The organism is Citrobacter sp. Marseille-Q6884 (assembly GCF_945906775.1).
Lineage (GTDB): Bacteria > Pseudomonadota > Gammaproteobacteria > Enterobacterales > Enterobacteriaceae > Citrobacter.
In genome coordinates, this window is sequence record NZ_CAMDRE010000001.1 from 1,659,953 (window position 1) to 1,673,572 (window position 13,620).

Consider the following 13,620-nt stretch of genomic DNA (forward strand, 5'->3'; position numbering starts at 1 on the left):
TCCACATTTCCACTGCAAGGGCGGGAAATGATGTTGTAGCAATTATAGGCGATTAATACAACATATTGGGTCGGCGTGCATTTTAAGTTCTATATGTAGTGATTTGCATCAAGGATGTTTACGATTTTATTGATGTAGCTCAAAGTAAAAACTGGAGCGTACAGATGACGGGCAGTACAGCGATTGTAAATTACGGGAAGAAAAATCTGATTAATTATTCAACAAAAACAGCAAGGTAAGCTGAGCCCCTGCGACGAGGCCCGGCAGCGCTATGCGTACCGGGCGAGAAGCAGAATGCAAGTTATTTTTGTCGCCACCAGATGGCTTCAAAAGGACGCAGCGTCATCTCCCCTGGTTGGTGAGCCACTTCATCATAGTTGTGCATCAGCACCTGCCAGTTTCCGCCCGTGTGAGTGGGCTGCCAGGACTGGAAGCTGTTGCTCAGGTTAGCAATGACCAGCAGCCGCTGCCCGCGCCATTCACGCTGGTAGCACCACAAGTGCGGGCTATCCGGCAGCAGATCCTGGTAGTCACCCCAGGTGATAACCGGCTCGGTTTTGCGTAGGGCGATCAGTTTCTGATAGGCATAAAACACGGAACCGCTATCCGCCAGCGCCGCCGCGACGTTGATATCCGCTGCGTTATCACACAGGTTGATCCACGGCTCGCCGTGCGTAAAGCCTGCATGCTTGCTGTTATCCCACTGCATCGGCGTGCGGCTGTTATCGCGGGATTTACTGGCGAGGATCGCCAGCAGTTCGTTGGCATCACGTCCCTGGCCGTTCAGTTCGGCAAACATGTTGTGGCTTTCGACGTCGCGATAGTCGGTGATCTGGCGAAAATGCGGGTTGGTCATGCCAATCTCTTCGCCCTGGTAGATATAGGGCGTGCCCTGCATACCGTGCAGCACCATCGCCAGCATCTTGGCCGCCGGTACACGGTATTTTCCTTCATCGCCAAAGCGCGAAACGATGCGCGGCTGGTCGTGGTTACACCAGAACAGCGCGTTCCAGGCGACGTTGTGCATCCCTTGCTGCCAGTGGCGAAACAGGCTTTTCAGCGCCACATAATCGGGTTTCGCCAGCGTCCACTTTTCACCCTGGGGATAATCGACTTTTAGATGGTGGAAGTTAAATGTCATCGACAGTTCGCTGCCGTCCAGGGCGGCGTATTGCTGACAATGTTCCAGCGTCGTGGAGGACATTTCGCCCACCGTCATCAGGGAGCGTGGCGTGAAGACATCGCGGTTCATCTCACGTAAGAATTCATGCACGCGCGGGCCGTCGGTATAAAAACGGCGTCCATCGCCGTCGGGATCGCTGGGGAAGTCCTGTTCTTTGGAGATAAGGTTCACGACGTCGAGGCGCAGGCCGTCTACGCCGCGATCGGCCCAGAATTCGCACACTTTTTTCAACTGTGCGCGTACCGCCGGATTTTCCCAGTTCAGGTCAGCCTGCTCCGGGGCAAAGAGGTGCAGATAATATTGTTCGCTTTCGGCATGCCAGCCCCAGGCGTTGCCGCCAAATTTGGAGCGCCAGTTATTCGGAGGCAACTGCGGCGAGCCCTCGCGCCAGATGTAAAACTGACGATACGGACTGTCTTTATCCAGCGCCTCGCGAAACCAGGCGTGCTGCGTCGACGTATGGTTGAACACCATATCCAGAATGATGCGGATACCGCGCGCTTTCGCTTGCGCCACCAGTTCGTCAAAGTCCTCCAGCGTGCCATAGGCTGGATCGACAGAAAGATAGTCAGCGACGTCGTAGCCGTTATCAACCTGTGGTGAAACATAGAAGGGGGTTAGCCAGAGCGCATCAATGCCCAGTTTTTGCAGATAATCGAGGCGTTGCGTTACACCGCGTAAATCGCCGGTGCCGCTGCCTGTCGTGTCCTGAAAACTCTTGGGGTAAATCTGATAGATAACGCCGTTTTGCCACCAGTGGGGAATAGTCATTATGGTTTCCTGCAAATGCGATGGTGCGCAACTGCGCCCCGAAAAAAGTCAGACAATCTGTAAGGTGCCCTGACGGTATTTACGCTGGTAGATGAACGAGGTCAGTACCATCGGGATAACAATTGAGACCACCATCGCCAGGCCGAATACCTGCCAGTAGGTCGGCTGGATGGAGAGGATGCCCGGCAAACCGCCGACGCCAATACCGTTCGCCATAACGCCGTTCAGGCCACACAGCAGACCGGCGAGGCCGGAGCCAATCATGGCGCACAACATCGGGAAGCGGTATTTCAGGTTGATGCCGTACATTGCCGGCTCGGTGACCCCGAGATAAGCGGAGATCGCCGCCGGAACGGAGATTTCACGTTCGTTATGCTTACGGCTGGAGATAATGATGCCGACCACCGCAGAGGCCTGAGCGATATTCGACAGTGCAATCAGCGGCCAAACCGGCGTTCCCCCCATGCTTTGAATCATCTGCATGTCGATAGCCAGCGTGGTCTGATGTACGCCGGTGATCACCAGCGGGGCATACAGGAAGCCAAACAGCGCTGCGCCAATCGGTGCAAAGCTGCCGGTCATCAGATGACGTACCGCAAAGGCCACACCGTCGCCAATCATGCGGCCAAACGGACCGATAAACGCATGTGCGAGGAACACCGCGAGGATCAGCGAACAGACCGGGACGACCACCAGATAGAGGTAATCGGGGACGATGCGCTTCAGACGTGTTTCAATAAATCCAAGCGCCAGACCCGCCAGCAGAGCCGGAATGACCTGCGCCTGATAGCCGACTTTTTCGATAGAAAACAGGCCAAAGTTCCACACTTCTGGCACCTGCTGACCCAGCAGGTAGGCGTTCATCAACTGCGGTGAAACCAGCGTGACGCCCAGCACAATACCGAGGATCGGTGTACCGCCCATTTTCTTCACCGCCGACCAGCAGATCCCGACCGGCAGATAGAAGAAGATCGCTTCGCCAATCAGCCACAGGAAATCGTAGAGGGTTTTCAACGACGGATGCATCTGCGCCAGCGTCTGGCCGTTGCTCATGGGCAGATCGCCGATCACATTACGAAAACCTAAGATCAAACCGCCGCTAATCAGCGCAGGCAGCAGCGGGAAGAAGATCTCCGCGAAATGCGAAATCAGTTGCTCGTGCCACTTCATGTTCTGCCGCGCGGCTTTTTTCGCCTGCTCTTTATCGGCGCTGGCCTGTCCGGTCGTGGCCAGTAGCGCTTTATAGTAGTCGCCAACGTCGGTGCCAATCACCACCTGAAACTGCCCGGCATTGGTGAAGCAACCTTTGACCATTGGCAACTGCTCGATCTCTTTGGGCCTGGCATTTGCGGGTTGGTTTAGCACAAAGCGCAGGCGAGTGATGCAGTGACTCACCGTGGCGATATTGTCGCGCCCGCCTACCAGCTCAATCAGCCGGTCGATATCTGCTTGTTTTACTTTGCTCATCATTAAGCCCTGTTGTTGACCTGGCGCCAGAGTATATCGGCGATGAATATTTAAAAATGGGAACGTTCCCGAAACGCAGCGAAGATCACAAATTAGTGCTCAGAAAGCGATCAGGAGAGGGTGGAGGGGATAACGATTTGGCGCGGTTCGCTGCGGCCGTTGATCTGGTCGATCAGCTGCAAAGCCGCATGGCGACCGGCATCAGCATAACCCGGATCAACGGTGATGATCTCCGGGTGCAGGAATTTCATCAGCGGCGTGTTACCCACGCTTGCCAGCTGCAGGTTTTCCCTTCGCTGTTCCTGCAAATATTTGCTGACCCCAAGGGCAAGGGTATCCGTTGCGCACACTAACGCGGTGGTCTCCGGCGCAATGACATCGGCGGCATGATCATAGCCCTGCTTCATGGCCAGCCCTGGTAGCGCGGCGACAGGGTGCAGTGTGTGTTTTTTACAGAAGTCCAGGTAGGCTTCATGGCGACGCTTACCCGTGGTGACGTCGCTGTGTGGAACGCCCAGAAAACTGATATGGCGATGTCCGCGATCGTACAGACGCTGCATCAGGATATGGATCGCGCCTTCATCGTCATAACAGACGGAGGCAAAACCTTTGGCATCCCGTGCCAGCAGTACCAGCGAGTCCTGCCAGGAGGCGAGCAGGGTTTCCGTGATGCCGGTAAAACCAAACAGCACCACACCGTCAATATTGCGACGTCTGAGCATGCCCAAATGCTCTTCGACCAGCGCGGGTGAAAACTGGCTTTCCATCATAATCGGGTCATAACCCTGTTCGTAGAAAGCGGGCAGCATGGTCTGAACGGCGAGGTTTTCAGAAAGCGAGTCCAGACGCGTGACAATGATCGCCACCACCTTATCGCTTTGTCCGCGCATGGCACGGGCGGATCGGGAAGGGGAAAAGCCGTGCTGATTCATCACCGCTTCAACACGTTCGCGGGTGCGTTCACTCACACCGCTTTCGTTGTTGAGGACGCGGGAAACGGTTGATTTTCCCACACCGCTTAAGCGGGCGATGTCTTTAATGGTCAGCCGGTTTTGCATCCTGTTTTCCCGTAGCGCACGTTCAGTCTTTCATTAAGAGGGTAACTTTACTCAAGTAGAGTGCAATGGGCAAAGTCTGCTTTATACACATCATCCTTCAGGGGTTGTGTATACGTTTGGTTTAGTTTCCATGCTTTATTATACCGCCATAATTGCCACGAACCTTGTGGTTTTCTGCGTAGAATGCACCGCGCAAATCATTCACTTACCGGAGGCTGTATGGATCCCGATCCCACCCCTCTCCCGAAACGGAGAAATAACCCTTTCCGGTAAGCCAGCTTTTCACTGTCTTACCGGTGCCGTAAGACAGTGACGTTTTAACGTCCCTGTGATGAAAAAAGATTGCCATCAGGCAAGGCTTTGCCACGCCTGAAGGATTTACTGCGCCTGTAGAGACTGGCGCAGAGGGACTGCCTATGTTTAAAAATATTACTCGCCAGCTGTTTGCCCGGCTCAATCGTCATCTCCCGCAGCGCCTGGTGCATCGTGATCCGTTGCCCAATGCCCAGACCGTTGCCAGCACACCGATTCCGCCTTCCCTGAGCGAACACTGCCTGAAGATGGCGCTGATGGAAGAAGCCGCGCTGTGGAAAACCTTTGATGCGCACCCGGAAGGATTAAACGCCGCAGAAGTGCAGAGCGCTCGCGAAAAGCATGGCGAGAACAAGCTGCCGGCGCAGAAACCCTCACCGTGGTGGGTGCATCTGTGGGTCTGTTACCGTAACCCGTTTAATATTCTGCTCACGATTCTGGGCGGCATTTCCTATGCCACCGAAGATCTGTTTGCCGCAGGCGTGATCGCGCTGATGGTCGGGATCTCGACGTTGCTGAACTTTGTGCAGGAAGCCCGCTCCACCAAAGCGGCAGATGCGCTGAAAGCGATGGTCAGCAATACCGCCACGGTACTGCGGGTAAACAATGAGAAAGGGGAAAATAGCTGGGTTGAGTTGCCGATCGACCAGCTGGTGCCGGGCGACATTATCAAGCTGGCGGCGGGCGATATGATCCCGGCGGATTTGCGTATCGTTCAGGCACGCGATCTGTTCGTGGCGCAGGCGTCGCTCACCGGGGAATCGCTGCCGGTCGAGAAAGTGGCGACCAGCCGTGACCCACAACAAAGTAACCCGTTAGAGTGCGATACCCTGTGCTTTATGGGAACCAACGTGGTGAGCGGTACGGCGCAGGCTATGGTGATTGCCACCGGGGCTAACACCTGGTTTGGGCAACTGGCAGGCCGGGTTACCGAGCAGGAAAATGAGCAAAATGCCTTCCAGAAAGGGATCAGCCGCGTCAGCATGTTGCTGATCCGCTTTATGCTGGTGATGGCGCCCGTGGTGCTGATCATCAACGGCTACACCAAAGGCGACTGGTGGGAAGCGGCGCTGTTTGCCCTTTCTGTGGCGGTGGGGCTGACGCCGGAAATGCTGCCCATGATCGTCACCTCAACGCTGGCGCGTGGGGCGGTGAAGCTGTCAAAACAAAAGGTTATCGTCAAACACCTCGATGCCATCCAGAACTTTGGCGCGATGGATATTCTCTGCACCGATAAAACCGGCACGTTAACCCAGGACAAAATCGTACTGGAGAACCATACCGATATTTCCGGTAAGCCGAGCGAACACGTGTTGCATTCCGCATGGCTGAACAGCCACTACCAGACCGGGCTGAAAAACCTGCTGGATACCGCGGTGCTGGAAGGCGTTGATGAAGAGTCAGCGCGTCAGCTCTCAACCCGCTGGCAGAAAATCGATGAGATCCCGTTTGATTTCGAGCGCCGTCGGATGTCGGTGGTGGTGGCAGAAGCAACCGATGTGCATCAGTTGGTGTGCAAAGGCGCACTGCAGGAGATCTTAAACGTCTGCACCCAGGTCCGCCATAATGGCGAGATTGTCCCGCTCGATGACAACATGCTGCGCCGGGTGAAGCGCGTCACGGATACGCTTAACCGTCAGGGGCTGCGCGTGGTGGCGGTGGCTACCAAATATCTGCCCGCGCGTGAGGGGGATTATCAACGCATTGATGAGTCCGACCTGATCCTCGAAGGGTACATTGCGTTCCTCGATCCGCCCAAAGAGACCACTGCACCGGCGCTGAAGGCGCTGAAAGCCAGCGGGATCACGGTGAAAATTTTAACCGGTGACAGCGAACTGGTCGCCGCAAAAGTCTGCCATGAAGTCGGTCTGGACGCAGGCGATGTGGTTATCGGCAGCAGCATTGAAACGCTCAGCGACGATGAACTGGCGAAACTGGCTCAGCACACCACGCTGTTTGCCCGTCTGACGCCGATGCACAAAGAACGTATTGTCACCTTGCTCAAACGTGAGGGCCACGTCGTCGGTTTTATGGGCGATGGCATTAACGATGCTCCGGCACTGCGTGCGGCGGATATCGGGATCTCCGTGGATGGCGCTGTTGATATTGCCCGTGAAGCGGCCGATATCATCCTGCTGGAAAAAAGTCTGATGGTGCTGGAAGAAGGGGTGATCGAGGGGCGTCGGACCTTCTCGAACATGCTTAAGTACATCAAAATGACGGCCAGTTCCAACTTTGGTAACGTGTTTAGCGTGCTGGTGGCGAGTGCATTTTTGCCTTTCCTGCCGATGTTGCCGCTGCACTTACTGATTCAAAACCTGCTGTACGATGTATCCCAGGTCGCTATCCCGTTTGATAACGTGGATGAGGATCAGATTAAAAAGCCGCAGCGCTGGAACCCTGCCGATTTGGGTCGCTTTATGCTGTTCTTTGGCCCGATCAGCTCCATCTTCGACATTCTGACGTTCTGCCTGATGTGGTGGGTATTTCACGCCAATACGCCGGAAACGCAGACCTTGTTCCAGTCCGGTTGGTTTGTGGTGGGCCTGCTGTCACAAACCCTGATTGTGCATATGATCCGTACCCGTCGCGTACCGTTCATCCAGAGTCGTGCGGCGTGGCCGTTAATGTTGATGACGCTGGTGGTGATGGTCGTCGGGATTGCCTTGCCGTTCTCACCGCTGGCCAGCTATCTGCAATTGCAGGCATTACCGCTGAGCTACTTCCCATGGCTGATTGCGATTCTGGCGGGCTACATGACATTGACCCAACTGGTGAAAGGTTTTTATAGCCGTCGCTACGGCTGGCAATAAAGCGTAATACCCTCTGCCGGATGGTGCTTACACTCACTTAACCTGTGGTATTTGATCTCAGGTTAAGTAAGGTAACGCGGCTATCCGGCAATTTTCTTTTTCATTCGAAGATATTTCCAAATACTGTTTGTGTTTTATTTTTATTGAAATGCTAACAGGCCCAATCATTAACAAACTCCCTCCGTTACTTTGATTTTTTATCAGGAAAACGATCTGCGTTGCAAAAATGAAACAGTGTGCTAAAAATTATAAGCATTGACGTTTTTTTGTGAACGCAGTCATCGAAATAATTTGTTACACCAGTTAGTCTGCGCAGGTAACGTCGTTAAGTAAGTTTCTCGCTGCCCATTTTTATTTCCGGCAGTCATTTGCTCTGCAAGCTATTCCTGTTAATGGATATTATGAACTTCTGGAGAAGGACAAATGAAACTGACAAAAAACCTGTTAAGTCTGTGTATTGGTACCTGCGTATTACTGGCCAGTCATTCCACATTGGCACAAACCTTTCGCGCCGCAGATGTGCATCCGGCTGATTACCCGAACGTTGTTGCAGTGAAGCACATGGGGGAAAAGCTGAGCGCTGCGACGAATGGTCGTCTGGAGATTAAAACATTCCCGGGTGGCGTGCTGGGCGATGAAAAACAGATGATTGAGCAAGCGCAATTAGGCGCAATTGATATTATCCGCGTCTCGATGACGCCGGTTGCCGCCATCCTCCCGGAAATTAACGTGTTTACTCTGCCGTATATTTTCCGTGATGAAAACCATATGCACCAGGTGTTAGACGGAATGATTGGCCAGGAGATTGGCGATCGTCTGACTGCGAACAGCAAATCACGACTGGTGTTTCTTGGCTGGATGGATGCCGGAACGCGTAACCTGATTACCAAGAATCCGGTGGTGAAACCGGAAGATTTACACGGCATGAAAATCCGCGTGCAGGCGAGCCCGATTGCGCTGGATACCTTAAAAGCAATGGGCGCCAACTCCATTGTCATGGGGGTCAGCGAAGTGTTTAGCGGAATGCAAACCGGCGTCATTGATGGCACGGAAAATAACCCGCCAACCTTCGTCGCACATAACTATTTGCCGGTCGTTAAAAACTATACCTGGAGCAAGCATTTTATTATTCCTGAGCTGTTTCTTTTCTCCAAAGCAAAATGGGATAAATTGAAAAAAGAAGATCAGGATCTCATCATTAAACTCGCCAAAGAAGCTCAGGTAGAACAGCGTAAGCTATGGGAAGCCTATAATGCGAAATCCCTGGAAACCATGAAAGCAAATGGCGTTCAATTCCACGATATTGATACCGATTATTTCTATAAAGCCACGCAGTCAGTAAGGGATAATTACGGTAAAGACCACCAGGATTTGATCAAACGTATTCAGGATGTGAAGTAATTTATCGGGCGGATGGTATTCACCATCTGCCTGAGTCTTTTGATTAATTCGAGGTGATAATGATGGGTGAATGTTATTCATCGGTGATGGATTTTCTTTACCGGGTCTCAATGTGGATTGCCGGTGTGGCATTATTGATAATGGTCGCCATTATTCCTGTCGGGATATTTGCGCGTTATGTTCTGAATAATGCGTTGTCATGGCCTGAACCCGTCGCCATTCTTTGTATGGTGACATTCACCTTTATCGGCGCAGCGGTCAGCTATCGTGCGGGCTCGCATATTGCGGTGAGTATGGTGACAGACCGTCTGGGTGAGTCTGCCCGACGTTATTGCTCGATTGTCGCAGACCTCATGCTTACGGCGATAAGCGTGTTTATTCTCTGGTACGGCACGACGCTGTGTCTTGAACTGTGGGAACAACCTATTGCGGAATTCCCGCTGCTCAGCGCCGGACAAAACTATATTCCGTTGCCCATTGGTTCTGCCATCACGCTGCTTTTTATTCTTGAGAAGATCTGCCGTGGTCCGCAGTACCAACGTCCTGTTGTCATGCTGGGATCGACCAGCTAGTTACCGCCCCCATTTCATAAAGGAAAGCAAATGGATGCATTTATTCTCGTCTTTACGCTTGGCATTATGCTGGCGATTGGGGTACCGGTAGCGTACGCGGTAGGCATTAGCGCCATTATTGGTGCCTGGTATATTGATATCCCGCTGGAAGCGGTGATGATCCAACTGACCAGCGGTGTGAACAAATTTTCGCTATTGGCGATCCCGTTCTTTATTCTGGCCGGGGCAATTATGGCCGAAGGGGGAATTGCGCGTCGGTTGGTGAATTTCGCCTATATTTTCGTGGGCTTTATTCGCGGCGGGTTGTCGCTGGTTAACATTGTCGCTTCCACCTTTTTTGGCGCGATTTCTGGATCGTCTGTGGCAGACACAGCTTCTATCGGTTCTGTGATGATCCCGGAGATGGACAAAAAAGGGTACCCGCGCGACTTTGCGGCCGCAGTGACCGCCAGCGGCTCGGTGCAGGCGATTCTCACGCCACCCAGCCATAACTCGGTCATTTACTCGCTAGCAACGGGCGGTACGGTTTCGATTGCCGCACTGTTTATCGCCGGGATCCTGCCGGGTCTGTTATTAAGCTTCAGTCTGATGGTGATGTGCGTGGCCTTTGCGCACAAACGCGGTTATCCAAAAGGGGAGCGTGTACCGTTTCGCCAGGCGTTGAAGATTTTTGTCGATACGCTATGGGGATTGATGACGGTCGTCATCATCATGGGGGGGATCCTGTCAGGTATCTTCACCGCGACCGAATCTGCGGCGATTGCCTGTCTGTGGGCCTTCTTTGTCACCATGTTTATCTATCGTGACTATAAGTGGTCTGAACTGCCGAAGCTGATGTTCCGTACGGTGAAAACGGTCACTATCGTCATGATTCTGATTGGTTTTGCGGCTGCCTTTGGCGCCGTGATGACCTACATGCAGTTGCCGATGCGTATCACCGAAGCGTTCACCAGCATCTCGGATAACAAATACGTCATCCTGATGTGCATTAACATCATGCTGCTGCTGATCGGGACGTTGATGGACATGGCGCCGCTGATCCTGATCCTGACGCCGGTTCTGCTGCCGGTAACCAACGCGCTGGGCATTGACCCGGTACACTTTGGCATGATCATGCTGGTGAACTTAGGGATTGGCCTGATTACGCCGCCGGTCGGCTCGGTGCTGTTTGTCGCCAGTGCGGTGAGTAAGCAGAAAATTGAGCAGGTGGTGAAGGCGATGTTGCCGTTCTACCTGGTGCTGTTCCTGGTGTTGATGCTCGTGACGTACATTCCGGCGATTTCGTTGTTCCTGCCGAAACTGTTTGGCGTGATGTGATGGTCTTACCGTGACAAAAATCCGGGCTTTCGCGCCCGGATTTTTTTATTGCTTAGCGACGAACGGCGATCGCTTCAATCTCGATTTTTACGTCTTTCGGCAGACGGGCAACTTCCACACAAGAGCGTGCCGGGAAGGTTGCGTTGTGCTCGGTGAAGAACGCTTCGTAGGTGGCGTTAACGGTAGCAAAATCGTTCAGGTCTTTAACGAAGACGGTTGTTTTTACGATGTCGCCCACTTTCAGGCCTGCTGCTTCTACGATAGCTTTCACGTTTTCCAGCGACTGACGCGCCTGAGCGGACACGTCTTCCGATACGGCACCGGTTTTTGGATCGACCGGAATCTGACCGGAAGTGATGATCATGCTACCCAGGTCAACACCCTGAACGTATGGGCCGATTGCTGCTGGTGCATTTTCCGTCGCGATAGTCTTGCTCATGATTTCTCCTGAATTACAGCGGTATATAGAATGTTCCCACTCATTATAGGGAGCTGGGATCTCATAACCAACCCCAATTAGTTGGCTAGCACCACATAATGCGAAAACTCTTTTTCACAGTATTTGCATTTGAGTGCGATGTCATCCGCGCGTTTTTTCACTGAAAAACTGGAGGAAACTGGTTCAGCATGGCTGATGCAGTTGCTGTTCGGGCAGACCAGTACGTTGTCGATGCGCTCTGGCAGGCTGGGACGCGATTTACCCACGACGTCATAGTCGTCAATGCGATTTACCGTTGCCTGCGGGGCGTACAGAGAAAGCTGGTTTACCTGCTCATCGGTCAGGAAGGTATTTTCAATTTTAATCAGGTCTTTGCGACCCATTTCGCCAGACGGCAGGTTCAGGCCGATAGTAATACGCTGATCGGTTTCGGTCAGTTTGAACAGTGTCAGCAGCTTAAAGCCTACCTGTGCCGGGATATGGTCAATCACAGTGCCGCGTTTGATGGCTTCTACTTGCAGTTTGTTATCGTGTGTCATCGTCATTTCCCCTTACAGTGCCAGTTCGCTATTCAGTACCAGTGCCAGTAACGCCTGACGAGCGAAAATACCGTTGCCGGCTTGCTGGAAATACCAGGCGTGCGGCGTCTTATCGACGTCGGTGGTGATCTCATCGATACGCGGCAGCGGGTGCAGAACCTTCATATTCTCTTTCGCGCCGTTCAGGTCGCTGGCGCGCAGCACAAACTGAGCCTTCACGTTGGCGTATTCGGACGGATCCAGGCGCTCTTTTTGTACGCGGGTCATATACAGAATGTCCACTTCCGCCATCACCTCTTCAATGGTGCCGTGCAGGCTCCAGGCGATACCTTTTTCATTCAGCATATCCAGAATGTACTGCGGCATTGCCAGTGCGTCCGGGGCGATGAAGTAGAAGCGGTTACCTTCAAATTTCGCCAGCGCCTGTGTCAGAGAGTGAACGGTACGGCCATATTTCAGATCACCGACCATCGCGATTTTCAGATTATCCAGACGACCCTGAGTTTCCTGGATGGTAAACAGATCCAGCAGCGTTTGCGTCGGATGCTGGTTGGAGCCATCGCCCGCGTTCAGTACCGGCACATTACCGGAGAATTCCGTCGCCAGACGCGCAGCGCCTTCCTGCGGGTGACGCATCACAATGGCATCAACGTAGGTGCTGATGACGGAAATGGTGTCAGCCAGCGTTTCACCTTTTTTGCCCAGGGAAGTATTGCTGCTGTCAGAGAACCCCACCACGCTGGCGCCCAGACGGTGCATTGACGTTTCAAAGGATAAACGGGTGCGGGTTGACGCCTCAAAGAAACAGCTGGCGATCACCTTATGCTTTAACAGTTCTGGCTGCGGGTTGGCTTTTAGTTTCGCCGCCGTCGCAAGGACCAGATTAAGGTCATCGCGGCTGAGGTCGTTTATGGAAATGATGTGTTTTTGATAGAGCGGATTAGCCATGTTTATCTCCTGACGCCTGGGCAAAAAAAAAGCCCCTCAATTGAGGGGCTTGGAATAGGTGATCAACGGGAAGAAAAACGGCAGGCCAGCGTCTTTTTTCAGACGCGGTAAGACAAAATGTCGTACACACTGAACCATACATCCTCCCGGCAAATTGTCCGCGATTATACTCAGCTTCGTTATGGGATCAAGAGAATAATGCACAAATTATTCATCGCAAACGGTTCTTATGAATTTAAATTCATCTTGAGTAAATAATTAAGCTGCTTGTGAACCAGCGCGGTTCGCTGTACCACTCGTGGTGCGACCCAGACAATACTGCTACCCGCAATCACGCCCAGGATTTCCGGCAAAGCGTGATAATCGAGGATTCTGGCAACGGCGCGACCGTATCCCGCCGCGGTGTGGATAAGGATAAATTCGCTATTGTGTTCAATGCTGACCACCATTTCAGCAATCGATCGGGCGGCATCGGGAGCAGGGCGTAATTGGGGATTCACAGAATAAATTTTTTGCCCTTTCGTATTTCTTATTTTTATCGCTCCAAGCAATTTCAGCAGACGTGAAACCGTTGACTGGCTGATGCTGGCAAACCCCTGGTTTTGCAGTTCACTGCGAATGGCTTCCTGTGACAGATAGCTTCTCTCTGTGATCAGGCGCTGACAAATCGTCAGCAGCAGCTGCTCTTTGGCAGAATAATCATCGTATTCCTTCATAAAAACACCTTATATTTATTATTTATATCAATAAGATGGCGAAATTCACCACATTTCCCGCCTCGACAACGGATCAAACGGGCG

At 52.7% G+C, this 13,620-nt stretch carries 12 protein-coding genes and 2 pseudogenes; 6 read left to right on the forward strand and 8 right to left on the reverse strand.

Going from position 1 to position 13,620, the window contains the following annotated elements; translation table 11 throughout:
• Nucleotides 1-301: 301 nt before the first annotated feature.
• The 3 genes and pseudogenes from treC to treR all read right to left on the reverse strand — a co-directional run.
• Nucleotides 302-1,954 (reverse strand): alpha,alpha-phosphotrehalase, encoded by a 1,653-nt coding sequence (gene treC / locus N7268_RS07890; RefSeq protein WP_260862391.1) that lies wholly within the window; start codon nucleotides 1,952-1,954, stop codon nucleotides 302-304.
• 48 nt (nucleotides 1,955-2,002) lie between these two features.
• The gene (gene treB, locus N7268_RS07895; RefSeq protein WP_198906820.1) at nucleotides 2,003-3,421 is read right to left on the reverse strand and encodes a PTS trehalose transporter subunit IIBC; all 1,419 of its coding nucleotides are present in this window, start codon (nucleotides 3,419-3,421) and stop codon (nucleotides 2,003-2,005) included.
• Nucleotides 3,422-3,531: 110 nt separating this feature from the next.
• Nucleotides 3,532-4,482, reverse strand: a pseudogene (treR, locus tag N7268_RS07900) (trehalose operon repressor TreR); the annotation flags it as partial.
• Nucleotides 4,483-4,698: 216 nt separating this feature from the next.
• On the opposite strand from treR, the gene mgtL reads away from it, so the two are divergent.
• The 5 genes from mgtL to N7268_RS07920 all read left to right on the forward strand — a co-directional run bounded on the left by mgtL (nucleotide 4,699) and on the right by N7268_RS07920 (nucleotide 10,894).
• Complete coding sequence (gene mgtL, locus N7268_RS25165) at nucleotides 4,699-4,752, forward strand: mgtA regulatory leader peptide MgtL (RefSeq protein WP_353655333.1); 54 nt, start codon at nucleotides 4,699-4,701, stop codon at nucleotides 4,750-4,752.
• 143 nt (nucleotides 4,753-4,895) lie between these two features.
• Nucleotides 4,896-7,604: a magnesium-translocating P-type ATPase gene (gene mgtA / locus N7268_RS07905; protein ID WP_260862392.1), complete on the forward strand. Its 2,709-nt coding sequence runs from the start codon at nucleotides 4,896-4,898 to the stop codon at nucleotides 7,602-7,604.
• A 423-nt stretch (nucleotides 7,605-8,027) separates the two neighbouring features.
• On the forward strand, nucleotides 8,028-9,005 hold the full coding sequence (locus tag N7268_RS07910) for a TRAP transporter substrate-binding protein (protein ID WP_260862393.1): 978 nt from the start codon (nucleotides 8,028-8,030) through the stop codon (nucleotides 9,003-9,005).
• Between the two features lie 62 nt (nucleotides 9,006-9,067).
• Nucleotides 9,068-9,577 carry a TRAP transporter small permease gene (locus N7268_RS07915; protein WP_260862395.1) on the forward strand — a complete coding sequence of 170 codons (510 nt, stop codon included), beginning with the start codon at nucleotides 9,068-9,070 and terminating at the stop codon, nucleotides 9,575-9,577.
• A 30-nt stretch (nucleotides 9,578-9,607) separates the two neighbouring features.
• Nucleotides 9,608-10,894: a TRAP transporter large permease gene (locus N7268_RS07920; protein ID WP_003839607.1), complete on the forward strand. Its 1,287-nt coding sequence runs from the start codon at nucleotides 9,608-9,610 to the stop codon at nucleotides 10,892-10,894.
• A 52-nt stretch (nucleotides 10,895-10,946) separates the two neighbouring features.
• Here the strand turns inward: N7268_RS07920 and ridA are convergent, their stop codons facing one another.
• The 4 genes and pseudogenes from ridA to pyrL all read right to left on the reverse strand — a co-directional run bounded on the left by ridA (nucleotide 10,947) and on the right by pyrL (nucleotide 12,958).
• Nucleotides 10,947-11,333 (reverse strand): 2-iminobutanoate/2-iminopropanoate deaminase, encoded by a 387-nt coding sequence (ridA, locus tag N7268_RS07925; protein ID WP_071696512.1) that lies wholly within the window; start codon nucleotides 11,331-11,333, stop codon nucleotides 10,947-10,949.
• Nucleotides 11,334-11,410: 77 nt separating this feature from the next.
• Nucleotides 11,411-11,872 (reverse strand): aspartate carbamoyltransferase regulatory subunit, encoded by a 462-nt coding sequence (gene pyrI, locus N7268_RS07930; protein WP_016151492.1) that lies wholly within the window; start codon nucleotides 11,870-11,872, stop codon nucleotides 11,411-11,413.
• A 12-nt stretch (nucleotides 11,873-11,884) separates the two neighbouring features.
• Nucleotides 11,885-12,820, reverse strand: a complete 936-nt coding sequence (pyrB, locus tag N7268_RS07935; protein ID WP_198906692.1) for an aspartate carbamoyltransferase — start codon at nucleotides 12,818-12,820, stop codon at nucleotides 11,885-11,887.
• Between the two features lie 2 nt (nucleotides 12,821-12,822).
• A pseudogene (gene pyrL, locus N7268_RS07940) lies at nucleotides 12,823-12,958 on the reverse strand (pyr operon leader peptide).
• Here pyrL and N7268_RS07945 point away from each other — a divergent pair.
• Entirely contained in the window at nucleotides 12,938-13,078 is a 141-nt protein-coding gene (locus N7268_RS07945; protein ID WP_198906691.1) for a hypothetical protein, read from the forward strand. The pseudogene pyrL and the gene N7268_RS07945 overlap by 21 nt on opposite strands.
• Here N7268_RS07945 and N7268_RS07950 read toward each other — a convergent pair.
• The gene (locus N7268_RS07950) at nucleotides 13,048-13,536 is read right to left on the reverse strand and encodes an arginine repressor (RefSeq protein WP_198906690.1); all 489 of its coding nucleotides are present in this window, start codon (nucleotides 13,534-13,536) and stop codon (nucleotides 13,048-13,050) included. The two genes, N7268_RS07945 and N7268_RS07950, sit on opposite strands and share 31 nt — an antisense overlap.
• Nucleotides 13,537-13,620 lie beyond the last annotated feature (84 nt).